General features: G+C 58.1%; 26 protein-coding genes. 16 read left to right on the top strand and 10 right to left on the bottom strand.

Annotated elements, in window-relative coordinates; all coding sequences use genetic code 11:
• Positions 1-34 precede the first annotated feature (34 nt).
• The 10 genes from BLV11_RS02920 (at position 35) to BLV11_RS02875 (ending at position 9,555) form a co-directional block, all read left to right on the top strand.
• Entirely contained in the window at positions 35-991 is a 957-nt protein-coding gene (locus BLV11_RS02920; protein WP_091811461.1) for an alpha/beta fold hydrolase, read from the top strand.
• Positions 991-1,809 carry an SDR family NAD(P)-dependent oxidoreductase gene (locus tag BLV11_RS02915; protein ID WP_091811460.1) on the top strand — a complete coding sequence of 273 codons (819 nt, stop codon included), beginning with the start codon at positions 991-993 and terminating at the stop codon, positions 1,807-1,809. Before BLV11_RS02920 ends, BLV11_RS02915 begins: the two co-directional genes overlap by 1 nt.
• Positions 1,810-1,956: 147 nt before the next feature.
• A complete protein-coding gene (locus BLV11_RS02910) occupies positions 1,957-3,009 on the top strand; it encodes an oxygenase MpaB family protein (RefSeq protein WP_091811459.1) in 1,053 nt (350 codons plus the stop codon).
• Between the two features lie 12 nt (positions 3,010-3,021).
• Complete coding sequence (locus BLV11_RS02905; RefSeq protein WP_091811458.1) at positions 3,022-3,645, top strand: TetR/AcrR family transcriptional regulator; 624 nt, start codon at positions 3,022-3,024, stop codon at positions 3,643-3,645.
• Between the two features lie 215 nt (positions 3,646-3,860).
• The gene (locus BLV11_RS02900; protein ID WP_091811457.1) at positions 3,861-4,340 is read left to right on the top strand and encodes an SRPBCC family protein; all 480 of its coding nucleotides are present in this window, start codon (positions 3,861-3,863) and stop codon (positions 4,338-4,340) included.
• Positions 4,341-4,481: 141 nt separating this feature from the next.
• The gene (locus BLV11_RS02895; RefSeq protein ID WP_091811456.1) at positions 4,482-4,961 is read left to right on the top strand and encodes a DUF6942 family protein; all 480 of its coding nucleotides are present in this window, start codon (positions 4,482-4,484) and stop codon (positions 4,959-4,961) included.
• On the top strand, positions 4,958-5,803 hold the full coding sequence (locus BLV11_RS02890; RefSeq protein ID WP_091811455.1) for a DUF72 domain-containing protein: 846 nt from the start codon (positions 4,958-4,960) through the stop codon (positions 5,801-5,803). Before BLV11_RS02895 ends, BLV11_RS02890 begins: the two co-directional genes overlap by 4 nt.
• Positions 5,804-5,933: 130 nt before the next feature.
• Positions 5,934-6,137, top strand: a complete 204-nt coding sequence (locus BLV11_RS02885; protein ID WP_091811454.1) for a hypothetical protein — start codon at positions 5,934-5,936, stop codon at positions 6,135-6,137.
• A 128-nt stretch (positions 6,138-6,265) separates the two neighbouring features.
• A complete protein-coding gene (locus BLV11_RS02880; protein WP_091811453.1) occupies positions 6,266-8,536 on the top strand; it encodes a hypothetical protein in 2,271 nt (756 codons plus the stop codon).
• Between the two features lie 50 nt (positions 8,537-8,586).
• Positions 8,587-9,555 (top strand): hypothetical protein, encoded by a 969-nt coding sequence (locus tag BLV11_RS02875; RefSeq protein ID WP_091811452.1) that lies wholly within the window; start codon positions 8,587-8,589, stop codon positions 9,553-9,555.
• A 16-nt stretch (positions 9,556-9,571) separates the two neighbouring features.
• Here BLV11_RS02875 and BLV11_RS02870 read toward each other — a convergent pair whose 3' ends face one another.
• The 3 genes from BLV11_RS02870 to BLV11_RS02860 form a co-directional block, all read right to left on the bottom strand.
• Positions 9,572-9,937, bottom strand: a complete 366-nt coding sequence (locus BLV11_RS02870) for a hypothetical protein (protein ID WP_091811451.1) — start codon at positions 9,935-9,937, stop codon at positions 9,572-9,574.
• Positions 9,938-10,092: 155 nt separating this feature from the next.
• Positions 10,093-10,572, bottom strand: a complete 480-nt coding sequence (locus tag BLV11_RS02865) for a hypothetical protein (RefSeq protein ID WP_139173198.1) — start codon at positions 10,570-10,572, stop codon at positions 10,093-10,095.
• 99 nt (positions 10,573-10,671) lie between these two features.
• Positions 10,672-11,007, bottom strand: a complete 336-nt coding sequence (locus tag BLV11_RS02860; protein WP_091811449.1) for a thioredoxin family protein — start codon at positions 11,005-11,007, stop codon at positions 10,672-10,674.
• A gap of 334 nt (positions 11,008-11,341) precedes the next feature.
• On the opposite strand from BLV11_RS02860, the gene BLV11_RS02855 reads away from it, so the two are divergent.
• The 3 genes from BLV11_RS02855 to BLV11_RS02845 all read left to right on the top strand — a co-directional run bounded on the left by BLV11_RS02855 (position 11,342) and on the right by BLV11_RS02845 (position 12,870).
• Positions 11,342-11,548, top strand: a complete 207-nt coding sequence (locus BLV11_RS02855; RefSeq protein ID WP_091811448.1) for a cold-shock protein — start codon at positions 11,342-11,344, stop codon at positions 11,546-11,548.
• A gap of 142 nt (positions 11,549-11,690) precedes the next feature.
• Positions 11,691-12,347 (top strand): TetR/AcrR family transcriptional regulator, encoded by a 657-nt coding sequence (locus tag BLV11_RS02850; protein ID WP_091811447.1) that lies wholly within the window; start codon positions 11,691-11,693, stop codon positions 12,345-12,347.
• A 70-nt stretch (positions 12,348-12,417) separates the two neighbouring features.
• The gene (locus BLV11_RS02845) at positions 12,418-12,870 is read left to right on the top strand and encodes a hotdog fold domain-containing protein (RefSeq protein ID WP_091811446.1); all 453 of its coding nucleotides are present in this window, start codon (positions 12,418-12,420) and stop codon (positions 12,868-12,870) included.
• A 33-nt stretch (positions 12,871-12,903) separates the two neighbouring features.
• On the opposite strand, the gene BLV11_RS02840 is transcribed toward BLV11_RS02845, so the two are convergent.
• Complete coding sequence (locus tag BLV11_RS02840) at positions 12,904-13,932, bottom strand: GlxA family transcriptional regulator (RefSeq protein ID WP_245725894.1); 1,029 nt, start codon at positions 13,930-13,932, stop codon at positions 12,904-12,906.
• Positions 13,933-14,005: 73 nt separating this feature from the next.
• Here BLV11_RS02840 and BLV11_RS02835 point away from each other — a divergent pair, with 73 nt between their 5' ends.
• The 3 genes from BLV11_RS02835 (at position 14,006) to BLV11_RS02825 (ending at position 17,526) form a co-directional block, all read left to right on the top strand.
• A complete protein-coding gene (locus BLV11_RS02835) occupies positions 14,006-15,808 on the top strand; it encodes an acyl-CoA dehydrogenase (RefSeq protein WP_091811445.1) in 1,803 nt (600 codons plus the stop codon).
• The gene (locus BLV11_RS02830) at positions 15,808-16,587 is read left to right on the top strand and encodes a crotonase/enoyl-CoA hydratase family protein (RefSeq protein ID WP_091811444.1); all 780 of its coding nucleotides are present in this window, start codon (positions 15,808-15,810) and stop codon (positions 16,585-16,587) included. The genes BLV11_RS02835 and BLV11_RS02830 overlap by 1 nt, the downstream gene beginning before the upstream one ends.
• Positions 16,588-16,782: 195 nt before the next feature.
• On the top strand, positions 16,783-17,526 hold the full coding sequence (locus tag BLV11_RS02825; RefSeq protein WP_091811443.1) for a class I SAM-dependent DNA methyltransferase: 744 nt from the start codon (positions 16,783-16,785) through the stop codon (positions 17,524-17,526).
• A 100-nt stretch (positions 17,527-17,626) separates the two neighbouring features.
• On the opposite strand, the gene BLV11_RS02820 is transcribed toward BLV11_RS02825, so the two are convergent.
• The 6 genes from BLV11_RS02820 to BLV11_RS02795 all read right to left on the bottom strand — a co-directional run bounded on the left by BLV11_RS02820 (position 17,627) and on the right by BLV11_RS02795 (position 24,011).
• On the bottom strand, positions 17,627-18,052 hold the full coding sequence (locus BLV11_RS02820) for a GFA family protein (RefSeq protein WP_091811442.1): 426 nt from the start codon (positions 18,050-18,052) through the stop codon (positions 17,627-17,629).
• A gap of 190 nt (positions 18,053-18,242) precedes the next feature.
• Positions 18,243-19,214, bottom strand: a complete 972-nt coding sequence (locus BLV11_RS02815) for a carbon-nitrogen hydrolase family protein (RefSeq protein WP_091811441.1) — start codon at positions 19,212-19,214, stop codon at positions 18,243-18,245.
• 143 nt (positions 19,215-19,357) lie between these two features.
• Positions 19,358-20,131 carry a substrate-binding periplasmic protein gene (locus tag BLV11_RS02810; protein ID WP_217634524.1) on the bottom strand — a complete coding sequence of 258 codons (774 nt, stop codon included), beginning with the start codon at positions 20,129-20,131 and terminating at the stop codon, positions 19,358-19,360.
• A gap of 114 nt (positions 20,132-20,245) precedes the next feature.
• A complete protein-coding gene (locus BLV11_RS02805; RefSeq protein ID WP_139173197.1) occupies positions 20,246-20,578 on the bottom strand; it encodes a hypothetical protein in 333 nt (110 codons plus the stop codon).
• A gap of 31 nt (positions 20,579-20,609) precedes the next feature.
• Positions 20,610-21,176, bottom strand: coding sequence for a hypothetical protein (locus BLV11_RS02800; protein ID WP_091811439.1), 567 nt, complete (start codon positions 21,174-21,176; stop codon positions 20,610-20,612).
• 180 nt (positions 21,177-21,356) lie between these two features.
• Positions 21,357-24,011: a DUF6351 family protein gene (locus BLV11_RS02795; protein ID WP_091811438.1), complete on the bottom strand. Its 2,655-nt coding sequence runs from the start codon at positions 24,009-24,011 to the stop codon at positions 21,357-21,359.
• Positions 24,012-24,160: the final 149 nt, after the last annotated feature.

Raw genomic sequence — 24,160 nt, 5'->3', positions numbered from 1 at the left:
CGAACCGCGTCATCTTTTTTGAACTGGAGAAACCATGAAACGATTCATCGGACTTAGCCTGGTCCTTGTCCTTATCCTTGCAGCCGTTGTTGTGCTCATCCCCACCAGGGTGGGGGATTTCATTTACACCAACGGCGCGCTTGCCGAGGCTTACCTCTATGGACTGGAGCAAGACCAGGTGGATATCGGCGAGATGAGTCTCACCGTCTTCGACAATAAACTTGAAGGCCGGGACACCCTCATCCTGATTCATGGTTACACGGCAAACAAGAACGTCTGGATTCGCTTTGCCCGCGCGTTCACCGACGAGTACCGCGTCGTCATTCCAGACCTGGCGGGGCACGGGGATACCGGTTTTTCACCCGACTGGGACTACAGCATTGCGGCGCAGTCCGAACGTATTGCCAAACTCATGGCAGCCCTGAATATCGATTCCGCCCACATTGTCGGAAACTCCATGGGCGGTTTTATCGCTGCGGATTTCGCCATCAATTACCCAGCTGAAACCAAAACTGTAACCCTGTTTGATCCGGCCGGCCTGCACTCCCCGGTGCCCAGCGAGGCCGACACCCTCAGGGCCGAGGGCCGCAACCCATTCCTGCCATCGACCCCGGCTGAATTTGAACATTTCTACGGGATGACCATGGAACAACCGCCCTATCTGCCGGGCATTGTTCTGGACACCGTGGAAATCGGCTACATCCAGAACCGCGACAGACACCGGCAGATTTTTGAAGAATTCTATCCTCGTGAGCTGACAACCGAGGAACTCCAGCGGGTGTCCGCTCCTGCCCTACTGGTCTGGGGCGCTAATGACCGCATTATTCATGTCAGTGCCGCTCAGCTGTGGAAAGAGAAGCTGCCCGGTATCGAGGTCGACATCCTGGATGGCATTGGCCACATGCCCATGGTGGAATCGCCAACCTCCACCGCTATGCGCTACCAGATTTTCCTGAATGCCGCCCCTACCGAACGACAGGTCTCTCAATAATGAAGTCATTTACCGGAAAGGTTGCCATCGTTACTGGCGGAGGCGGCAACGGCATCGGCAATGCCCTGGCCAGGGAACTGGCCCGCCAGGGGGCCAGCGTTGCCTTTTGCGACATCGCCAGGCTCGAGAAAACCGAACAGGATCTTGATTCTCTTGGCGCCCGCTATTACAGCGAAACCGTAGACATCACCGACAAGGACGCGATGGACCGCTTTATCGCCACGGTGATTGAGCGCTTCGGCGCCATCGATCTGCTGTTCAACAATGCCGGCGTTGCTCTGGGCGACCTGACCTTTGGTGAGGTCAAACCTTCAGACTTCGAAAAAATCACCAATATCAACTACTGGGGCGTCATCAACACCACGATGAGCTGTTACCAGCATATGCTTCAACGCCCGGAAGCGGCCATCATCAATATCTCCAGCAGCCAGGGCATTCTCGGCGCCCCCTACCTGGTTCCGTACTGCACCACGAAGTTCGCGGTGCGCGGATTCACCGACAGTCTCCGCGCTGAGCACCTGATCCGGGGTATTCGTCACATCAGCTTTCACACCGTGCACCCCGGCGCCATTGCTACCGATATCACCCTCAATGCGGATTACCAGAACACCGGCTCCCAGCGCTTTCACGAGACCCTGCAAAAAGGCACCCAACCCGCCAAAGCAGCCCAGGTGATCCTGCGGGGTGTGAAGAAAGGTAAAGGGCGAATCTTTATCAGTGACGGTGCCGCCCAGGACTTCCTGGTTCGGCTGATGCCAACCGGGTATGTCAGGGTCTTGCGCCTGTTCATGCGCCTCAAGAAAATGGAAGTGCGCTGACCGGCATCGGCGGCGCAGGCGATCAGGGCACAGGAGGCGCCAAGAGGGACATCTGTCGACCAGATAAGGCCAGCCGCCTCCCGGAGCAACAAATGCAACACTTATGGTGATAGTGTTGCATTTTATTCCTTGAGAAGGGGCTCACGAATGCCAAAGACCATCGCCAGAAACTCAGCAAAACGTTACGAGAACTATGGTTTTTTTGGACCTGGATCCGTCACCTGGAAAGTGTTTCGCTACCCTAGCTCATTTACCGTCGGCTTTCAGCGTACCGTCGTCAGCGAGATGTATGAGCCTTTCCTGATGGCGTCAGTCTCCGATACCGAAGCCGTTATGAAGCGCCCTGCAGCCCGCTATGACCGAACACTGCAATATGTGTCCACGGTGGCCTTTGCCGACAGCCCGACCGTGGTAAAAGCTTCTGATATCCTGCTCAAGATTCACAGCCACATCCGCGGCAAGGAACCCATCAGCGGCGGCTATTACGACGCTAACGACCCGGAAGCTCAACTCTGGATCCACCTGACACAATGGCACTCCGTGCTCCTCGCCTACGAAGTTTTTGGCCCTGGAAAGCTCAGCGAGGAAGAGGAAAACCAATACTGGGCCGAGTGCCGTATCGCGGCCGAGTTCCAGACCATCGACCCTGAAAGCGTGCCGCGCAATCGCCAGGAGATGCGCGATTACTATACCCGCATGAGGCCGCGCCTGGCGGCTACGGAAGCCACCCAAAAAACCGTTCAGCACCTGCTGGATGCCACCACGTTCCTGCTTGATGACCTGCCCCTGCTGTTACAGCCACTTCGCCCCGCCATGCGATACCTGTTCAGAAAAGCAACCATCGCCACCCTGCCCGGTTGGATGCGGCAACTTGGCGGCGTTCGTCAAAGTGCACTGGAAGATGTGCTGGCGATATCGGTGATGCGCCCGCTGTTAGGGGCCATTGCCTTGCTACCCGACAACCAGCTGCTCAGGATGATTGAAGCCCTCTCACCAGGCACCGCCAAGGTAGTCGCGCCGATCCTCGCTGATATTGCCCCGGTATCCCCCACCACCGTTACGCCGGCAGAAGCCTGGGCCACGGCCAATCGACCAACACCGAGAGCGCAGTATAATCAGCACAAAGCAGAGCGAGCCGCCGAGCCTGAGGACCATGCCCCCAAAGACCCGGGAACGAACAATCTGCTCCAGTTTGCCTAATGGAGACCCCCTTTGCACAACCTGAACTTCAGTGAGCTGTTGAGTACCGCCCGGGACATCAGTTACGAAGCTCCGCAGCTACGGATTTTGGAAGCTGCACTGGCCGAGGCGGCTGCGCAAGGACTGCACGGGTTGACCATTGAGGGGGTAGCCAGGCGGTGTCGCCGGAACAGGGCGACCATCTACCGCCACTTCGGAAATCGCGACAAACTGGCGTACGCGCTGGTGGTATGGGAAGCGAACAAGATGATGCAGGTCCTCACAAAAGCCGTTGCCGGCATCGACGACCCCGAAGCCCTGCTCGTTGAGGGATTCGTGGCCGCGATGCGCTTTGCCCGTGAGCACCCGGTGATTTCCCGTACCACCCAATATGAGCCGGGCAGCCTGATTTTTGCAGCGAGGGCGAACGATCACTCCCTGCTGAGGCTGGGCGCCGGTTTTATGGCCAATACCATTCGTTGGGCCCAGTCAAAAGGTCTGGGTACCCATCTTGATGCCGACGCTGCCGGCGACATCGCCGCTCGCCTCTTCTCATCGTTCGTTCTTCTGCCCGGCGGGCACAACGCCCTGAACGACGATGAAAGCACACGCCAGTTTGCCCTTTCGACTCTGGCGCCCATGTTGCTCAGGACGTGAGGCTGAACCGTCCAGCGCCTGACACCAGAACAACTGATGAGAGAATCCAATCATGACCCTTTGCCCCATTGCCGCCGCCATGAGCTGCACCCGTTGCCCGGCCTACAAAATCTGCCCAGCGACCAGAAGCGAAAACCGGCGGCCGATAGCACTGTGAAGCCAGCCTGTCAGCCCAAGGCCGGCCAGCAAGCCGATTGACTCAGGAGATAGACGCCATGCCCAACTGCACACCCGCCCACCTGGATTACCTGGATCGCGCGCCCTACAAGGAAGTCAATGTTGTCGACCTGCCAGCCACACCTGAGCAGGTGTTTGCGGTCTTCAAGGATGGAGAAGCCTGGCCGAAGTGGTTTCACGTTATCGATAAGGTCACCTGGACCAGTCCGGAACCCTATGGTGTTGGCACTACCCGGACCGTCCATCTGGGCCCTCTGAAGGCAGACGAATATTTTTTCAATTGGGAAGAGAACCGGCGCTTTTCGTTTTACTTCAGCGCCACCAACCTGCCCTTCATGAAAACCCTGGTCGAAGATTACCTACTGGAGGCCAAGGGCCCCAACACCACCCGCTTTACCTATACTGTGGCCTACGAACCCGCCCTGCCACTGAAACTGAGTGGACCGGTGGGCCGAGCAATACTGGCCAGGTCGTTCAAACGCGCCAGCCGAGCCCTGGTCAACTACCTGCAACCATAGCCGCGGTCGCCACTGCCAGTGGCGCACGGGTGACCCAAAGGCACCGACCGGCACTGGGCATCGGTGCCCGGTTTGCAGGCACAGCAGTGAGCATGGACAATAGTCCCTTCCCTGGCCCGAGCCCCTGTGAGACCTGTGTACATGCCGCAAACCGACCGACTGGGTAGCGACACGCCCCACCTGGCTCTGTACCTGCCCCATCGCCCGAACAATATGGAGCATCTGGTAGACACCCCCAGCGCCCAGGCTCTGGTCATGGCCAACTCCAATCACTGGCGCAAGATCGTTACCCTGCTGGCCAAGATAGCGTCACCGGCAGCTGAGGACTGGCGTCAGTTCCGCGATGGCCCGCTGTTCCAAAACACTGCCCTGTGCTTCAACCCGGAATTGAATAACCATGCCCGCTGGCACTGGATCGGTGGCAAAGACAACCTCGGACGTTTTACCCCCCTGACCCACCAGGCGGCGCCACTGGCGGGCTGTCCGGAGGTGACCATTGACCCGGCATTGCGTCTGCTGCTGACGCCCTACCCGGACTACCGACAGCTCAGCAATCAAACGGTTGAGCGGATCAGGGCGGCCCTCACCGCCCTGGATTTCTATGGCGAGCCCTTACCATGACACGCCCCTATTACCTGGGCGCCCCCCAGTGGCACCACCCCAACTGGAACTCGCGATTACCTCCCGGCCGCAGCCCCCTTGAGCGCTATAGCCAGGTTTTCAACTGCGTGGAAGGCAACACTACTTTCTATGCCACCCCCAGCCAGAGCCAATGCCGCCAGTGGCGGTCACAGGTCGCCGATGATTTCCGCTTCCTCCTCAAGTTTCCACGGGCGATCACTCATGAACTCCTGCTCACCGGGCTCGGGACTCAGGTACACGACTTCCTGGAGGTCATCGCGCCCCTTGAAGACGTCCTGGGGCCCTTCCTGTTGCAGCTGCCAGCCGCGTTCGGCCCCGAGCAACTGGATAGGCTCTGGCACTTTGCCGACGCGCTGCCGGAATCCCTGAGTTGTACCGTGGAGGTTCGACACCCGGCGTTTTTTCGCAAGGGCGAGGAGGAACGAGCGCTGAACCGGGGGCTGCGGGAACGGGGAATTGCCCGGGTCTGTTTCGATAGCCGCGCGCTGTTTTCCGCAGCCCCCGACACCGAAGCCACCCGCGATGCCCAACGCAAGAAGCCCAGAGTTCCGGTGCACCTGCTGCCGGGTGAGGCGCCCGCAGTCGTTCGATATATCGGCCACCCCGATCTGGAAAGCAACCGGCACTTCCTCGCCCCCTGGGTGGAACGGGCAGGCCGCTGGATTGAGGCAGGCCAACAGCCCTACATATTCATGCACATGCCCGACAATGGTGATGCCCTGGCTCTGGCGGCTCTGTGGAGTGAATTGCTGCGTGATCGCCTACCGGACGTCGCAGGACTGGAACTGAACAATCATCCCCCCCAGATAGGCCTGTTCTAACCCTACGCGATTCACCGGGAAACCTTCTGCTTTTGCCTCTCTCTGCCCGCCCTTTGTTCTGGATTTCTCAGCGCGCTACACCATACTGAGCTAATGACACGCCGAAAACGAGGTGCCGGAGGAGACCGCCATGTCCACGACCATCACCGTTTCCAATGATGTATACGACGCGATTGTGGCGCGACGACTGAGCAAGAACGAGTCGGAGAACGATATTTTACGACTGGTGCTTGCGATGGCAGGAACCGCTGAAGAAATTCATGCCCACGCTCAGGACCACGCGGACTTTGCACACCTCATTCTGGATAGTGATATGGATCACATGAGCGAATAGCTGCCTGGCCGGATCCATTATCCACGACTAGTCTGAAGCCAGCGTCGCCGCACGGTGGGAATTCCGGACCAGGATTGCCCCGTACATAGATCGTACCCAGGGATTTTCACGAAAGGACACGCCACGTTATGGATAAAACGTCTTCGTTTTCAGACATGGACGACTACCTGAAGCCGGAACTGGGCCCCAGCACCATCGCCGAGCCGGTCACCTATCAGTCACTCTATATCCTCGATACGCTGCTGCCTGATACATCCGCCGCTCAACCCGAGGGGGACGTCAGCATCCCCCAACAGGGGCCTTTTGATCCGTTCGCCGAATGCGGCAACCAGCCGGAAAAGAACATCGCTTTTGGCGTCTTGTTGAAGCACCACCAAAGCTGGCAACAAAAGGGGCTGGCCCTGGGCAACCTTCTCCACTCTGTGTGTCTGGCCCCGGGTGAAGTGACGCAGGTTGCCATCATGGACTGGACCCGCCGGACCCGGGGGAGCAGCACTCAAGACACTAAACAGGGAGAGCTCGTCAGCGCAGACATCGACCAGTCCCGGGCGGTCAATGAGGTCCAGAAAGCGGTCGCCGAGGAAGCACAGGCCGGACAGTCGAAAATTACCAGCTCTTCCTCCAGCGCCCAGACGGGCGTCAGCGGCGGCGGGCTGCTTTTTTCCGTGACCGCCTCAGGCGCGTCTTCCCACAGTACCGCCCTGACGGCTCAGTTCAGTACCGGCAAACGGGATCTGGCGGCCGAATCCAGCAATCAGCTCAACCAGCGAACCGCCGAGACGTCCCAGTCACTGCGCTCCCGTCGCTCCTCTGTGGTGAAGGAAGTGACGGAGTCTGAAGCGGAAAATATGACCACCCGGGTACTGGCCAACTACAACCATCGCCACACCCTGAACATCGAATACTTCGAGCTGTTGCAAACCTATGCCATCACTACCCGCCTGGATGCCTGGGATCGCTGCATATTCCTGCCCATGCAGGTTCTGGACTTCTCGGACATCAATGTGGTCCGTCAACAGCTGCCGGCACTCATCCATTTATTCCAGCAATATCCGGATCTGGAGCCTAGAATTGAAGAATTGAAAGCGCTGGCAGACCCGGACTTCAAAGCACCCCAGAGCACCAAACAGAAACTGGCCGAGCAGGAGTATGCCCGGCTGCAACAAGAGCTGGCCGCCACACAGACTGCGTTCGACAACAGAGACACCATTGTCAAAGAAGTTCATCTGCTTGAGCAAACCTTAAACATCGTCGATGACACGGCGTTCAAAAAAGCGGCTACACAAGCAATAACCACGTTGGGACGCCTGTTGGCCGACGAACCCGTCGCCCAGAGCTACCTTGAAACCATCAAGACCGTGCTTCCGAATAAAGGGGATTTCGATTCAACAGTCCAGAATTTCAGAGACCTGCAGACAGAGCAGGCAGGGAATCTCAGGCAGCAAGTTAAGGAACTCACCCGAAAGGTCGAGGCCGAGCGCAAGAAGATGGGCATATTCTTTGTGCCCATCCAGGATTTCCTGATCAAGCACAGCCTGATCCTTTCCCAGAAAATCTGGCTGCAACTCGACACCTACCGCATTTACCTGTTGCTCCAGGGTATTAAACTGGATGGCCGCGCACTGTCGTCCCTGGTGGACCCGTCGCCGGTCGGTCTGTTCGGCAATTACCTGGCCTTTCGCTGGGGCTTCACGGACACCGAGTCCGACGACGCCAAGCATCCGGCCAGAATGAGCCGAACGACCTTCATGAAAACTTTCATCAGCCCTTCCGAAAGCGCCGCCAGCCCAGACAGCCCGGAAATTGCCGTACCCACTTCGGGCGTCTTTGCGGAGGCCGTACTGGGGCGTTCCAACGCTGCAGAAACCATCGACGAAACCAAATTCTGGCGCTGGAAAGAGGAACCCATCCCGATCCTCCCGCCCAAGATCAATCCGCTCAACTCCCGGGACCGGGCCAAGGGCATGGACCTGACGCCGGGCGATTTTGCCGCCGCCATCGCACAACTGCGTTCACAGCCTGTCGGCGATATTTCCCATATCGGACAGATACTGGGCGCGCTGCAGAAGAACGACATGTTCCGCAACATGGCTGGCCTGCAGGAAGCCGCCACACTGGCTGGCCAGATGGCACAAATCAGCGGCGATGGCGCCACAGCCGCAGGCCAACGATCTGCGGAAATCTACGGCAAGATTCTGAAAACGTTCGAGGACGTTCTGGATAGCGAAGCCGGCCAGGCGATGGTCGCCGACTTCATGCTGCCTGGCTCCGGTGAAGCACTCCAGGCGGCCAAGGGCCTGGAAAAATCCGTGACCGGCGGAAAAGGTTCCGGAAACGGACGGGACCATGAACTGGATCAAACCCCAAGCCCGGGGCACATGGACGGCAGTGCAACCTGAGCCAGAATCAGGCCCAGCCTTCATCACGCCACTGTAAGGATCACACTGGCATGGCCACCTACGAACAAAGAAAGCAACGACTTGCGAGTAAGATAATTGCCCGCCGGCATGCCATCGCGCTGCAATCGTCCCGAAGACAGGCCTGGCTTGATGACCTGCTTGATATGCACAGCGGCACTGGGGGGGATGCACCACGGCTGCTGGCAACCATGGACTACCAGTTCTCCTACCTTTACCTTGACCCGGATTTTTTGTCCATTGCGTCGGCACGCCGGCATTACTGGCAAGACCTGTACAATCGCTACAATCCCAACGGGACTCCGTTACGAAACATGACGCAGGCGGACCTGAAGCGAATCGTTCCGAGAACGTTACACAACCTCTATATCCAGGATGCCAGATTTCGCCTGACCGGAGACCGGACGCGCCTCACCAACTTTATCAATCAACAACTCCAGAGCGTGAACGCAAGTAACCTTGCGCAGCAGGACAAGGCCACTCAAACCGCCAGGCTGCAGCAACAGCAGCAATGTTTAACCGCCAGCACAATCCCTCGCCCGCCAGCGCAAAACAACGCGGGGAAGATCAAGAATCCCAATTACGATTTCTTTTCTGCCCTGTCAGACCAGTACCTGTTCAATAACCGATGCCCCCTCAGCGACAACGACCCGTTCTGGGTTGCCACTGACCAGTCGCCGAATGGTCAGGCAACCATTAGCGCGGACTTTGGCCCTTCACATTACGTAAGCGGACTGTTTAACGCCCCCATCGTCCCCAGCAAACGCCTGCAGCTGTGCTTCGTAGCAAATGACAGCAGTACCTACTCAATCGATCGTATCTATCTGATTGAACGCATTTTGCTGCACAGTGTCCGCCAGGGTGGTCGGCCCGTCGCTAACCCCTGGCTTCAGCTCGCCCAGAACGCGCCACTACGCCGAATCTGCCAGTACTCCTACACTTATGGGGTACTGGGCTACTGCCACCTCAGCTGGAGCGACAGCGCATTCGACTTCAACTGACAGCTGGACTGAAACGTCACTCAACCCGCCCGGAACGGGGGACCAGGCAGTTCATCGCTGAAATCGTGAGGTCCCGGAACATGGCCTGGGAAGAAATGAGAGAAGGAAAGCGGTCATAAAGCTCACGACGGCAGGCCGGTGAGCGCTGTTTGCTGGTGTCCAGACATTCGGAAATATCTGTGCCTTCCCCAGCGGCCTCCTGACACAACTCAGGCACCTGCGCTGCCACCCAATCCACCACCAGACTGCGTTCCACCGGGTTGGCGGCCAGATTGGCAAAGCGATCAGGATTGATGGGTTCTGGCTGTTCAGCGGTCTGGTTCCAGAGGACAAACACGAGTGCGGCTGCAACCAGTACGACGGTGACCGTAGGGAACTTCATTGAAAGTGATCGCTCGGGTGAAGTGAGATTGAAACATCCAGTGCCACGGATGATAGAGCTTCTGATGAGCCGAGTCATCACCCGGCGCCCCCATCCGCGACTGGATGAGCGTTACCAGGGGGAGAGAGGCCGCACCGGCTGCCGGGCGGAAGATATCAGGGAGCCCCACAGTCAAATGACAGCCCTTCCCGGGTTTTGCCCAGCAGGCGGAAGCCCTGATCGGTCATCTCATAGAAATAGGTATGAAACCAGTCCGGAATCTGTTCAGCCCCTTCTTTATCGATCGGGTTAACGATGAGAAGGGCACTGTCGAGCTGGTAGCAAACTCCATTGGAAGCCGCTCCCTCGCCGGGGTAAAAAACGTCGCCGCTATCAACATCAATCGCCGCGACCTGCTGACAGCTGGTGCCACACCCCCAATAGGTGAGCACGTACTTTCCGGCAAAATTCGGGCTCGACCCCACCGCCCGCTGCAGGAACATCTCAAACACCGATCCGCTCTCGGACTCCGGCAACCTCAGTTGCTCAACAACCCGGGAAGAAGATTCCGTAGCCGGATAGTCTTCGAACCGGTACTCGTCCGCATGACTGGACAACGCGATAATCGCTAACATCCCTGCCAAAATACGTCGCACAACAGATCTCCACTTGTTGATGATCCAAAGCCTGTCGTTCCAGGTCCCTGTGGTACAGAAACAGCATACCGGTTGCCGTGTGCAACAGGTACCCTGTCGTCAGTCTTCGGTCAAGGCGCTGTAGGGACGCTCCAGCGCAGCACGAACCTGGCCGATGGAAAACACCCGGGCAAACTCCGCAAACCGCTGACCATCGAACCACAACTGAACCACCGGCAGCGCAAAGATGCTCCGAGTCGCGCAAAGACTTGTCGCAGCCTCCTGACAATCAATGTAAGCGGTCGCCAGCTGCGGAAACTCATCCAGCCCCAAGCGTTCGAGCTGGGGCTTGATGGCCTGGCACACACCGCAACGAGCTCCCCCAAACAGCAACAGCACCGCAGAATGAGCCTGCAGCAGGTCCGCCAGCTCGGATTCCGTACAGACGTTGATCATCAGATTAACCTCGAGTCGTTGCTGGCCGGGTAAACCGTCATTCTAGAACAATCCGTAGCGCGTTCCAGAACCCCGTCCCCGTCTGCGTTGATGGCCCTGCTCTGGCTAGCGGTAAATGCCTATGAAAAAAAGCTTCGCAATTTCAGGCAAACCCGGTTACAGTTAGCGGCGTAGGAAAGAGTTAGCAAAGCAATTCACGAATAAGACGTCTCTGAAGTAGTAGTTCCCGTCCTGTTTTTGATTACGCCTGTTTATTAGTTCCCACATTCCGTTGGCATTGCCGTCACAACGAGGGCACCAACACATTATTTGATTGATTACAGGATTTTTATCTATGTCTACTACTACCGGTACCGTTAAGTTCTTCAACGAATCCAAAGGCTTTGGCTTCATCACCCGCGAAGGCGGTCCTGATGTATTCGTTCACTACAGCGCCATTCAAGGCGGCGGATTCAAGACCCTGGCTGAAGGCCAGCAGGTAGAGTTCACCGTAACTCAGGGCCAGAAAGGTCCTCAGGCTGAGAACGTTGTTGCTCTGTAATTAGACAACACAATCTCTGAAAAAGGCAGCTTCGGCTGCCTTTTTTTCGTTTAAGGGCCAGGGAAAACAAAGCCGGATTCGGTGATTGGCAAAGCCTTCTTCTAGAATACCTTCACATTCAAGATTGCCTGGAACAGACATTGTGCAAGATGCATTCGAACGGGTAGAGCCTGGCGCTCGCAAAGCCAATAAACGTCATATCCTGCGCTGCGCATTACAGTGCTTTATTGAGCATGGCCTGGAATCGACAACCATTGACACCATCCGCCAACAGTCCGGCGCCAGCGTTGGCACCCTTTACCACCACTTCACAAACAAAGAAGGGCTGATTGCCGCGCTGTATTTCATCGCCCTGGACGACCAGCTGGCAGTCATGCTGCCCCAACGTCAGCAGGAGAAGAGCGTCAAACAGGCGCTCACCGACCTGATTCAGACCTATATGGCGTGGGTCTGCCAAGAGCCCGAGCTTGCCCGTTTCCTGTTCCTGGCCCGAAGCAACGTGTCCAAGGACCCCTGGAAAGACGCTCTCGCCGCCAAGAACCAGGGGCGTTACGCATTCCTTCAGGAGTGGCTTGCCAAAGGCGTTGAACAAGGCCTGATCCTTCCGCTTCCACGGGAAATCTACGCGTCCTTGCTATTGGGGCAATCCGAGAACTACTGTCGGGCCTGGCTGTCAGGGCGCGTCAAAACGCCACCGAAAGAACACGCCAAAGCGTTTGCCGAAGCGGCCTGGAGAAGCCTGGCCGTCGCTCCCCAGGAGAGCGACAGCACGACCCGAAGGATCAATAATAGAATTTAATTCTAGAACTTTATTCTATCAGCTGGCATGCTTAGTGGATTCCACCGCGCACCACATAGGAGCACCTGCCATGGATACCTTGAAAACCTTTACCCAACTGACTCGCCTGCCCTTTGGAAAAACCCTCTTCAGCCAAGCCGTCTGCCTGGCTGCGCCCTACTTTTCAAGCATTAACCCGCGGGTAAAAACACTGGAACCGGGACGCTGTGTCGTCACCATGAAAAAACGTCGCCGGGTGACCAATCACCTGAAAACAGTGCATGCCATCGCCATGTGCAACATGGCCGAACTCGCCGGCGGCATGCTCACCGACGCCTCCATCCCCCCCGGAGCCCGCTGGATTCCAGCAGGCATGTCGGTCCGCTACCTCAAAAAGGCGAAATCCGACCTGACCGCCACCGCTGACGGATCAGAACTTGACTGGACTCAGGAGGGAATGATTCGGGTGCCGGTATCCGTGACCGACGACGCTGGCGAGGAAGTATTCCATGCGGAAATTGAGATGAACGTCAAACATCAGTGAGGAAGAACCGGCCGCGGGCCATTGCGGGTGTTGCTAGCGAAACCGCGCCCGGTAGGCCCCCGGAGACAACCCCGTGTGCTTGCGAAACAACCGGCTAAAGGAACTGACATCCTCGTAGCCGGCACCACGGGTTATGGTTTCGACATTCTCCGATGTCGACTCAAGCCGGCGCCGGGCTTCCTCCACCCGCAGCAGTTGCAGGTAGGTGGTGGGATTGTCTCCGGTGGCCTGTCTGAACCGTCGTAACAGGGAGCGTTCAGTCAACCCGGCCCACTCCGCCATGGCCGCCAGCGAGACCGGCTCCCGAAAGTGCTGTTCGAGCCAGTCCTGAAGCCTGAGAATCGCCTGGTCAGAGTGATAGCGACGGGTCTGCAACACGCTGTAGGGCGCCTGACTGGTGCGCCCGGCGTCGATCACGAAGGCCTTGGCCAGTTCCCGCGCCACCGAGGGGCCGGCAAACCGCTCCACCAAATAGATCCCCAGGTCCCACCAGGCCATACCACCCCCGGCACAGGCGACCGGTCCGTCCACCGTCACCAGTTTCTCAGGATGCAGTTCCACCGCGGGATAGCGCTGACGGAACTGACGACTGAAGCCCCAATGGGTGGTCGCCTGACGGCCATCCAGCACCCCCGCTTCCGCCAGCAGGAAAGCCCCGGTGCAGTTACTGGCCAGGCGCACCTCAGCGGGATCACCGCCAGCACATGTGCCCAACCAGTCGATCAGATCGGGGTTCGCGACCAATACCTGCTCGATGGGGGCCCCAATGGTAGGAATGACCAACAGATCGCCCTGGTCGTGAGGGTTGATATCCTGCCAGCCACCATCGGCCAGCAGTGTCAGGCCATTGATACAGCGGCATGGAGTTCCGTCAGCCGTCAGCAAACGGGTCTGGAAATGAGGGCTCGGCGGTTCGCGATGAATCCGCGCCCAGGTCACCCCCGCCAGGCGAAACAGGTCAATCATCCCGGTGATGGCGCTGGCCAGCGCCCCGTCAAAACCGATGACAGAAATGGTGTGCATAGATACGTCAGCCCCGGCACCGATGGCGAAATCGACCATGATTATGTCAGAAATGCCGGTTTCCCGACAGGCGCCCAGTATGAGAGTCTAGTCCCATAACAAGGAGCCCCTCATGACCGATACCCTGATTGACCGCCGCGACCTCACCTTCCAGCTCTACGAAGTGCTCGATACCGAGGCACTGGTGCAGCGCGACCGTTTCCAGGAACACAGCAAGGATACCTTCGACGCGGTGATCGAAACCGCCGACAAGATGGCACGGGAAACGTTCGCCAATCACAACAGCGCCGCCGACAAAGACGAACCCCGGTTCGTGGATGGCAAGGTTGAGATGCTGCCGGAAGTAAAACAGGCCTTCGACGCCTATGCCCAGGCCGGATTTATCGCCAGCCGCCACGACTACGAACTCGGCGGCATGCAGTTGCCTGAATCGGTGATGGCTGCCTGTAACGGCTTCTTCACCGCGGCCAACCCCAGTACCGCGGGTTATCCGTTCCTGACCACCGCCGCAGCCAACCTGATCCGGGTGTTTGGCGATGCCTCCCAACGCAGCCGCTACCTGCCCCACATGCTATCAGGCCGTTTCAGCGGCACCATGGCGCTGACCGAGCCCCATGCTGGCTCCAGTCTAGCGGACATCCGCACGTCTGCCACTCCGACGGAGCAGGGTCACTACCTCATCAAGGGCGCGAAAATCTTTATCTCCGGTGGCGACCAGTCCATCACCGAAAACATCGTTCACATGGTACTGGCCAAGATCAAAGGTGCACCGGCGGGAGTGAAGGGAATTTCCCTGTTCGTCGTACCCAAGTTCCGGGTCGATGCGAACGGCAATTCCGGCGACCATAATGGGGTCAGCCTGGCGGGCCTGATCCACAAGCTCGGCTACCGCGGTACGACCTCGACCGCCCTCAGTTTCGGGGATGATGCCCCCTGCCACGGCTACCTGGTTGGCGAACCCCACCAGGGCCTGAAGTACATGTTCCAGATGATGAATGAAGCCCGGATCGGCGTCGGTCTCGGAGCTGCGGTGATTGGCTATCGTGGCTACATGCACAGCCTGGACTACGCCAGGGACCGCCTCCAGGGCCGCAAACCATCGGAAAAGAACCCCGAAAGCGCGCAGGTGCCGATCATTGAGCATGCCGATGTCCGGCGCATGCTGCTGGCCCAGAAAGCCTACAGCGAGGGCGGGCTGGCGCTGTGTCTGTACGGCGCACGCCTGATGGATGACCTGCATACCCACCCCGATGCAGCAAAACGACAGGAAGCAGGCAAGCTGCTTGACCTGCTAACCCCGGTGATCAAGGCCTGGCCCTCCGAATACGGCCCCAAGGCCAACGATCTGGCCATCCAGGTCTATGGCGGTGCCGGCTATACCCGTGAGTATCCGGTCGAACAATGCTGGCGCGACAACCGCCTGAACCCCATCCACGAAGGCACCAACGGCATTCAGGCCCTTGACCTGCTCGGCCGCAAGTTGTGGCAGGACCAGAGCCACGGCCTGCAGATCCTGCTGCAGGAAATGCAGGTAGACCTGAAAGCCGCCACTGGCGAACGCGGCCAGAACTGGGCCCTGTCTCTCAGTGAAACCCTGCAACAGGCGGTCAAGGTCACCCAGACCCTCGGCAAATCACTGATGAGCGGCGACCCGGACCCGGTGCTGGCCAACGCCTCCTGCTACCTGCACCTGTTCGGCAACATCATCGTTGCCTGGATGTGGCTGCGCCAGGCGAACGCCGCCTCCCTCGGGCTGGTTTCCGCCAGCAACGACGAAGAACGTAATTTCTACAACGGCAAGCTGCAGGCCGCCCAGTATTTCTTCCACTGGGAACTGCCCACCGTGGCCCAGGACCTGGTGCTGCTGCGCAACCAGGACGATACCTGCCTCAACATGAAGAAGGAGTGGTTCTGATGAGCCTCGTCAAGGTTGAAAAGCAGAGCCATATCCTGCTGATCGGTCTCAATCGCCCGGACAAGATGAACGCCATGAACCGGGCCATGTACCACGACATCGCCAGTGCCTATTACCAGCTCCAGCATGATCCGGACCTGCGCGTTGGCCTGGTGTACGCACTGGGTAACCACTTCACCAGTGGCCTTCAGCTGGATGACTGGGCCGGAGTATTCGCCAACGGTACCGGCATTGAACCCGGCGAGGGTGAGCTCGACCCTTTCCATATCGCAGGTGAAGGACTCAGCAAACCGGTGGTGTTTGCCGCCCAGGGCATCTGCTACACCTGTGGCGTGGAAATGATGCTCAACACGGACATCCGGGTGGCCGCCCGGGGCACCCGTTTCGCCCAACTGGAGGTCAAGCGCGGCATCTTTGCCTGCGGCGGCGCCACGATCCGTCTGCCCCGGGAAATTGGCTGGGGCAATGCCCAGCGCTACCTGCTCACGGGGGACGAGTGGACCGCGGAACAGGCGTACCAGTGGGGGCTGATTCAGGAACTTGTCGAACCAGGCGAGCAATTCAGGGTTGCCCTGGAGATCGCTGAGAAAATCGCCAAAGCAGCCCCGCTTGGCGTCAGCGGCAGTCTCACCTCCTCCAAGATTGCCGTGAGTGAAGGTCAGGAAGTGGCCAAGCAGCGCCTGTTCCCGGACCTGCAACCGGTCATGGCCAGCGAGGATGTAAAGGAAGGTATCCAGTCATTCCTGGAGCGACGGGAAGCCAAGTTCAGGGGGCGATGATCAATCGCCCTGGAAAACATAGGAAGGAATCCTGCTGTTATTGACGGGTACCCGGGGTGGCGTTGAGGCATCACGCCGGTGATTGCTGTTGTGGCGGACACCCTCCTGCCGAATAACGACGTTCTACTTCCCGCAATTGATCAATTGCTATACGATACGGCGCCCTCAATTTGCCGCCCAGCGCGCCAGGTAGCCATGTCCAAGAATGCCCTGTATACCGACTTGTCGGGCTATTACGACCTGATGTGTGCCGATATCGACTATCTGGCACAAAGCAACGGCGTGCGCCGGCTGCATCAGCTTTTCGGCAACGAGGGGCTCAACCACCTTGATCTGGCCTGCGGAACCGGTCCTCATGTTCGGCGTTTTATTGATTTCGGCTACCACAGCAGCGGACTGGATATTAACCAGCCGATGCTGGACTTCGCCCACTCACGCTGCCCGGAGGCCAGCTTTGCCCTTCAGGATATGTGCGACTTCCGGTTTGACCAGTGCTTCGACCTGATTACCTGCTTTCTGTACTCGATTCATTACAGTGCCGGCCTTGAGAAACTCTCGGCCTGTATCCGCAGCGCCCATGAGTCACTGAACCCCCACGGCGTATTCTGTTTCAACGCGGTGGATAAGAACCGGATCGATAACCGACGTTTTGTCAGCCATACCACAGAACACAACAACAGCACCTTTACGTTCCGGTCTGGCTGGCACTACCCGGGCGAGGGCGACGCCCAGTCGCTGAAACTCAGCATCACCCGAACCACGGGAGATGTGTCCCAGGCCTGGCATGATGAACACCCCATGGTCGCGCTGGGATTTGAAGACCTCCGCAGCATGCTGGCACCGTACTTTGAGGTACACATCTTCGAGCACGACTATGAGCGCATCGTGCCCTGGGATACCGTCTCCGGGAATGCTCTGTTTGTTTGCGTGAAGCTCTGACCGCCACCGGGCGGCGCCTCCCGCCGTTACCGCGCCAAGAACGCCGGCCGGAACCGGATTGTCGCCGGTTATATCCAAAGGCCGGCCCCTGACCAATCCATCACTCCGGTAGAGTCTCGCCGGAACCTCCCATCTCTGCGGGCATGTCTTTCATCTTGGGCAACCCGTCCCGAATGGGAAGGACCGATTCCTGATAGTGCACATGCAGCGCAGGTTCAAACTTCAGCTGTGGCAGGTTGGCCACATACACATCCACCAGCCCGAAGCCCGGATGATCGGTAAAGACATGGCCTCCGCACTGACGGCACCATTTACGGTAGCTTTTTTCAGTCAGGTGGAACTCGCCGACCTGGTCTTCCCCAGCCAGAATCTCCAGCGTATCCGCAGGCCACAGGGAAAACGCATTGACCGGCCCGGCCGACCAGCGCCGACAGGAATCGCAGTGACAATACCCCATCGCGGCTGGCGCGCCAGACACCTGGAATTTAACGGTACCGCAGAAGCAACTGCCCTGATATTTGCTCATGATTCTTCCCTCTCTTTGTTATTTTCGAGCGACCACTTTCGCAAAGGCTCTTTATCAGTGTATATGAGACCTGAGAGTTACACTGGAAGAACTTTGGTGGCATAACACAGGACCGGATACCCGTGAGGGCTCGCCAAACTGACCGGCTCTGCCTCAGAGTGGACACGGCCCTCGCGCCGCGCTCAGGCACTTAACGATCCGAACCACCGGTCTGGTTCGGATCGATACCGGTCACTTTGAGGGATTGCTGGCGCAGCTTATTCACTTCGAGGGTAAACACATCCGGTCGCGAGTAGTGTCCGGTCACATCAAGCGCTCGCCGGGCCGTTGTGACCTGTTCCAGGTCAATGTCATACAGCACATAGCCCTTCTCTCCCGACAAAGGTCCGGCAACAACGCTGCCACCCGGCGCAACAATCAATGAATCTCCCGGATTGATCCAGGACTCCTCCGGCGGATACAGGGCATCCAGCTCCGGAAAGTCCGCGGGCAAATCTGCCCGCTCAATAGCCACACCACAGCACAGCACCCAGCACCGGCCTTCGCGGGCGATGTGCTGCATAGTACCAATCCAACCCTCACCACTGTCATACGTTGGCGCAATGTAGACCTCAACGCCCTGCGCATACAGCGCGTAACGGGCGAGAGGCATGTAGTTCTCCCAACAGACCAGAGCACCCACCCGGCCAACCGGCGTTTCGACAACGTTGAGACCACTGCCATCCCCAAAACCCCAGACCATACGCTCGGGATTGGTGGGCATGAGTTTCCGGTGGTGATTGAGCAGACGCCCCTCCGGGCCAATCACAACCACCGAGTTGAAAAGCGTCGCGTGACTGTTTGACGGGTCCAGCTCATTCAATCCGCAGACCACCGTCACATGATTCTCCCTCGCAGCCGCGAACAGCGGCTGCAAGTCGCCTGCCCCGACATCAACGGAGTTCCGGTACAGACGTTTGTGTAACGTCTCGCTGGTTCCCCAGTCACCTCCGGGCCTGAGCCGCCAGATCCAGGCCGGATAGCCAGGGATAAACGCTTCGGGAAAGACAATCAGCTCCGCGCCCTGAGCAGCGAGTTCCCCGATGATTGCCACCGCTTTCTCAAGGGTTGCTTCCTTATCGAGAATGACGGGAGCCTGCTGTACCAATGCAACCATAGCCATAACTGAACCTCTTTGACGGCGATCGCCGACAAATGAAGGGGTATGTGCAAAGGATAGTTCACACTCGCCGATACGGAAGGATAATCCCCCCGTTCACCTCACAGACCTTCAACCGAACCACGCAGGCGCTGCCCTGGGCGGGCTTACTGCCAGGACTCCTGCAGATAGCGCTCAATCTGCCCATCCTCGGTGAGCATCCGCAGTCCGGTGTTGAACCGTTCAAGCCGGTTCGCGCTTTCCGGGATGCTTTTGGGTAAAAGCAGGTGCAGAGTGGTCGTCGGCTTGAGTGGCAGCAGGTTATGGGTCACCTTGAAGCGGGAGTCGCCAGGAAACAACTCCAGCAACTGGGCATAGCCGGCCTTACGATCCTGGGGAAAGAGGTCGATCCGGCCTGCCATCAGCTTACGCCAGTTCAGCTCATCCGAACTGGCCCATTCAATTCTGTACAGGCCTCGCTCCGCTCCCTCGATAAAATCATCGCCGTAATTGTAGCTGTAGGTGGCCCCGATGGTGAGTGCTTCCAGATCTTCCAGGCGCTGCCAGCGGAACGGGGTGGTGGTGAGGTGAAAGAAAACGTAACCATACTCACCGATGGGATCGCTGTAAAAATGCAGTTCTGCCCGCTCCTCACGATGACTCCAGGGGAAGCTGGCATCCACCTCGCCTTCCTCTGATACCAGCAGGGTGCGGGACCAGGGATAGAACGTGAAATCCACCGTATCCCCAACAGCCTCAAAGGCAGCCCGTACGATGCGGGCTGTCACCCCTTCATATTCCAGATCCGAAGACACGTAGGGGGGCCATTCGCCGGTAGCAATCACCAGGTTTTCCCCTTGAACGTACGTCGACAGGATTGCACTGACACCGCACGGGACCAATAAACAGCGCAGGCAAAACACCTTGAGTAACGACATCATTCTTAACCTCCACGGTTAAGACGCCTATTACTCTCAGTATAGTTTTCTTATGCAACGGTTTGACTGATCTAACGCAACTCTTGCAGGGTTAGCCGCCCCACGGCCTCCTGCGATTCAATCCAGGTCATCAAGAGTGATCACCAACGCTGGCCCGGTGACATCCACGTCCATGAAACTGTAGGTATCACCATCAACATCTTCAACGCGGACGTCAAAGCGTGGCGAACGGTAGGCGGAAGGAGTGAATAAGAGCGTGAAGGTCTCACCGTTCGCCAGGATGTTATCGCCCAGAGCATCATCACAAAAACAGCATTCGCCGCTGATATGGCTGGCATACACGTAATAGATGTCGTAACCGGTCTGGTTCACGACGTCGAATTCCCATAAATCTTCGGCTAACGCCCATTGTGGGAGCAGAAAAACCAGTAACGCGATCCGTGCAAGCATGAACTGACCTCGAGTCATTTGGACAACATGTTTAACCTGGTCGCGGGGACAAATCCGCCACCACCTCAAGCCGGACATCCATAATCGCAAGCCGCCGCAGCAAACGGATACGCCGCAGCAATGGCCACCAGTCGTAGAGGAAAATTTCCATGGGCCGCCACATGGCCACCCATCCGCCAATCCACAGACTCTCACTGGCCAGAATCAGCAAGCCATTCCCGGGAGCCTGACTTTCAATCATCCGGCTCACACCCAGGCATACCGCCAGGAAGGCCAGACCGATCACCAGACTCAGACGACCCTGGCCCATCAGCCGGCGAAAATCCCGCCGGACCACCTGCTCCCGATCACTGAAATAGGCCCGAACCGCTCGCAGCACCCGATCACGGGCCGCACCGACGTCCTGACACTCGTTGACCTGGATCTCCAGGCGAAATCCACCGTGGGCAGGATGCTCCTCCGCCCATTCTATAATGAACGACTCGGCATTCACATCCAGGTCCCGCCCCACAAACGGCGACGGGTCCAGCGAATTGAACAACTGGGTGATCGTCGCGAGGTGAAGACGGATGATATTTACGTGGGAATCATCGTTCACGGATTGCCTACGACAGTGCGAAACGGGTAACCCGGTGATGGACTGTAAATGACAGGGTCACGACGAAGCATAGCATGGCTACATGCCGGGTAAATCAGGAATACGGCCTGGCGTTACAGGAAAGGTATGAACTGGAGGCCGCAACAAGGCAGGCCTCCAAAGGGGGTTAGCAACCGATGCTCAGAGATCACTCCTCGGCGCGAGATTGACCTCAAACGAAGGCGCTGCCCAACCAGAGACCAGATCTGCGTTATTTGCCAGGGGCTCGCCCCCGACAATCCGCTCGGCTTCACCGCCATACTGCAGCCAGGTCTGAGTAGGCACCGTACCAACACCGGGCTTGCTGTAGTCACAGACACCGTCCGGGAAGATTGTCGCTACTTCTCTGGCCATGGCTTCGGAATCGTAGGTACCGTTCAGGATGTTCACCGGATAATCCGCAGGGTCCACCGGTTTGAGCTGGCACTTGTTGGCCAGGGTTTCGATGGAATCACCAGCAACCGTGCGCGGCGTTCCAAAGCGCGTCTGGACCACCAGTTGCTGTGCCGCGACCACTTCGCTGGTAATCGGGCTGAGCGGATCGGTAATGATCGGCGGCAGGCCCAGATCACCCAGTTCCAAACCGCAAACCTGACCGGTCATGATGTCCAGAATCTGCCCCAGTTCTGCCGGCACTTCCGGAAACGCCAGCATGTCCGCCTGGGTCCAGGTGGGGTTTGGCGTCAGCAGGTTTCCGGTGTAAGGCACAAACGGGCCGTGCTCACTGAGCAATGAAGACACAGACAGGCAGCGGTCACGGGCTTCCAGCGGCTTGTTTGCGATGACCTTATCGGCGATGCCTCCAGCGCTGTTATCCGCTTCGATACCGGCAAGCCAGTCGTCCATGACATACAGGGCTTCGGTGGCATAGATCGAGTCCCCCGCGATCGGGAAGGCACCGTACCAGATGGTGTGATTACGGGCATGGCCCTGAACCGTCTGGAGCCGGGCACGAGTCTGCCAGGAGTGATAAGCGTCGTGGGCAATACCCGGGTCTGGTCCGCGCAGGTCTATGATCGGCAGGTTCGCCAGATTTTCAGCCGTATTGATAGCACCGGTACGATAGGCGTTGGTCAATGCCAGCGGATCGGCAACGGTGCGCCCTGCCTGATAATCAATATCGACATCAAAACCGCCAATCTCACGATTGACCGCCAGGAACTGGTCGGCTGTAATCGTGCCGTCCTGCAACGCACGCAGGCCATACTGCACCCCGACATTGTCTAGCGGGATGCCGCCAAAGCCACGCGACAGCAACTGCTCGTTAGGTGACCACACCTCCGGCGTACGGGTTCCGAACTGGGTTGCCATGTAATCAATCAAGCCACACCGCAAGCCATCGGGGCGGTCCTGTTTGTGGTAGACCTCCGCCTTGCCGTTCAGACCCGGGCAGCTCTCCTGATCCGGATACGCTGATGGAAAGAACGCCAAATCCGACACCACCGGGTTGACCGGCAAATGGCCGTACAGCGCTGGCCATTGCAGCAACAGGTACTCGGATGTCAGCAGGGTCTCGAAGAAACTCGCGAGATCCTCCGGAGACTCCGGCATCTGGTTACCGAAGTACTCGTTGAGCAGGTTGTAGTCGGCAAACTGGGTCGCGGTGGTCCAGACATCCGGATAAGAGCATTGAACGATGAGTCCCTGGTAGATGCCGGGATATGCATTGGCAATGTGCTGCTGAGCAATGGCACCACCGGAACAGCCGGTACCGATGGTGTAACGGATGGGACCATACTGCTCGACAATACGCTCCTTGCTCATCACCAGCGACTCAGCCGCCGTGACCAGGTTTACGTTGTGACCGAGGTTCGCCTGAGCGGTAGAGAGCGTGACAAAGCCCTTGGACAGCGCCACCGAGATACTGTCGCCCAGCACGCCCTCAAAGCCATCCGGAGCGGTGCCGGAAATGTCGCCGTTCGGCGGATTGCCCATCGCAAAGCTGACCCCGACGTTACCTCCATGGTGAATCAGCACCTTGCCATTCCACTGAGGCTGGGGATGGGTTCCGGTCCAGCCCTGGTCGGGCTGGAACAGGGACATGATCTGGTAGCGATCCCGGTTGAGCACCCCGGTCTCGATCCGCACGATGTAGGGCACGGTCACACCGTGATCGGTGGTGACCGTCGCAATGTCCCCGTCAGCAGGCGGATTTTCAGAATCGTAAGGGACAAAGGCATTCGGGATACCCGGCGACTGGGGGTCGAAGTTCGTCATGTACTGGTCAAAGGTCGACGCGGGTACATATTGCAACTGATACTGCGGGGGCTGATTACACTGGTCGTCAACGGCGGCCCCGTTCGTACAGGTCCATGGCTCGACCTGAGGCCCCGAGAACACCGGACCACCGGCCGGGTGATTGGTAATGTTGGCCGTGACAACGCCGTTTCCGGGCAGCACCAGCTTCAGTTCATTCGCACCTATCGCAAGGCCGCTGACAAGGGCCCGGCTTACTCCGTCCTGATCGATTACCGGAACCAGCTCCGGATGGATCTGTGAACCGTTCAGGAACAGTTTTGCTCCGTCACGGTCCTCAGGCTGCGGAATGTGAATGTCGATAAGGGCGTCGCCGGCACTGACCAGGTCCGCACGGTTTGACAACACCTGAATGGCCGCGTTGGCAATCATTTCGACGGGACCGGGATCCACAACGGGACCACCGCGCTCGTGGGTTTCCTGACCGACTACCGGAGCCAGCACCTGGTTCTGGCTGCTGTCGCTGTCGCTGCCACCGCCGCCACAACCGGAAAGTACAGCCGCAACAGCGGCCACCAACAGTTTTGTTCTAGTGTCCATGAGTGTTCTCTTTTATTGTTGTTCATCGATGACAAGGTGTCACGTGCTCCCGAATCACAACAAAAAAGCCACTCAACTACGATGGCCAGATCGACTGACGGCCCCGTCACATTTGTGAACTGCGTCACACAATATCGACAATGAACACG

Origin of the sequence: Marinobacter mobilis, from assembly GCF_900106945.1 — a bacterium.
GTDB classification, from domain to species: Bacteria; Pseudomonadota; Gammaproteobacteria; order Pseudomonadales; family Oleiphilaceae; genus Marinobacter; species Marinobacter mobilis.
This window is presented reverse-complemented; position numbering and strand designations above follow the sequence as displayed.

Coding starts and splice junctions, on each gene's coding strand:
- BLV11_RS02810 (WP_217634524.1), bottom strand. CDS start 20,131: ATGATGTCGTTACTCAAGGTGTTTTGCCTGCGCTGTTTATTGGTCCCG.
- BLV11_RS02840 (WP_245725894.1), bottom strand. CDS start 13,932: ATGGTCGATTTCGCCATCGGTGCCGGGGCTGACGTATCTATGCACACC.
- BLV11_RS02900 (WP_091811457.1), top strand. CDS start 3,861: ATGCCCAACTGCACACCCGCCCACCTGGATTACCTGGATCGCGCGCCC.
- BLV11_RS02830 (WP_091811444.1), top strand. CDS start 15,808: ATGAGCCTCGTCAAGGTTGAAAAGCAGAGCCATATCCTGCTGATCGGT.
- BLV11_RS02835 (WP_091811445.1), top strand. CDS start 14,006: ATGACCGATACCCTGATTGACCGCCGCGACCTCACCTTCCAGCTCTAC.
- BLV11_RS02825 (WP_091811443.1), top strand. CDS start 16,783: ATGTCCAAGAATGCCCTGTATACCGACTTGTCGGGCTATTACGACCTG.
- BLV11_RS02815 (WP_091811441.1), bottom strand. CDS start 19,214: ATGGCTATGGTTGCATTGGTACAGCAGGCTCCCGTCATTCTCGATAAG.
- BLV11_RS02795 (WP_091811438.1), bottom strand. CDS start 24,011: ATGGACACTAGAACAAAACTGTTGGTGGCCGCTGTTGCGGCTGTACTT.
- BLV11_RS02920 (WP_091811461.1), top strand. CDS start 35: ATGAAACGATTCATCGGACTTAGCCTGGTCCTTGTCCTTATCCTTGCA.
- BLV11_RS02860 (WP_091811449.1), bottom strand. CDS start 11,007: ATGATCAACGTCTGTACGGAATCCGAGCTGGCGGACCTGCTGCAGGCT.
- BLV11_RS02870 (WP_091811451.1), bottom strand. CDS start 9,937: ATGAAGTTCCCTACGGTCACCGTCGTACTGGTTGCAGCCGCACTCGTG.
- BLV11_RS02910 (WP_091811459.1), top strand. CDS start 1,957: ATGCCAAAGACCATCGCCAGAAACTCAGCAAAACGTTACGAGAACTAT.
- BLV11_RS02855 (WP_091811448.1), top strand. CDS start 11,342: ATGTCTACTACTACCGGTACCGTTAAGTTCTTCAACGAATCCAAAGGC.
- BLV11_RS02895 (WP_091811456.1), top strand. CDS start 4,482: ATGCCGCAAACCGACCGACTGGGTAGCGACACGCCCCACCTGGCTCTG.
- BLV11_RS02820 (WP_091811442.1), bottom strand. CDS start 18,052: ATGAGCAAATATCAGGGCAGTTGCTTCTGCGGTACCGTTAAATTCCAG.
- BLV11_RS02890 (WP_091811455.1), top strand. CDS start 4,958: ATGACACGCCCCTATTACCTGGGCGCCCCCCAGTGGCACCACCCCAAC.
- BLV11_RS02875 (WP_091811452.1), top strand. CDS start 8,587: ATGGCCACCTACGAACAAAGAAAGCAACGACTTGCGAGTAAGATAATT.
- BLV11_RS02805 (WP_139173197.1), bottom strand. CDS start 20,578: ATGCTTGCACGGATCGCGTTACTGGTTTTTCTGCTCCCACAATGGGCG.
- BLV11_RS02915 (WP_091811460.1), top strand. CDS start 991: ATGAAGTCATTTACCGGAAAGGTTGCCATCGTTACTGGCGGAGGCGGC.
- BLV11_RS02880 (WP_091811453.1), top strand. CDS start 6,266: ATGGATAAAACGTCTTCGTTTTCAGACATGGACGACTACCTGAAGCCG.
- BLV11_RS02885 (WP_091811454.1), top strand. CDS start 5,934: ATGTCCACGACCATCACCGTTTCCAATGATGTATACGACGCGATTGTG.
- BLV11_RS02845 (WP_091811446.1), top strand. CDS start 12,418: ATGGATACCTTGAAAACCTTTACCCAACTGACTCGCCTGCCCTTTGGA.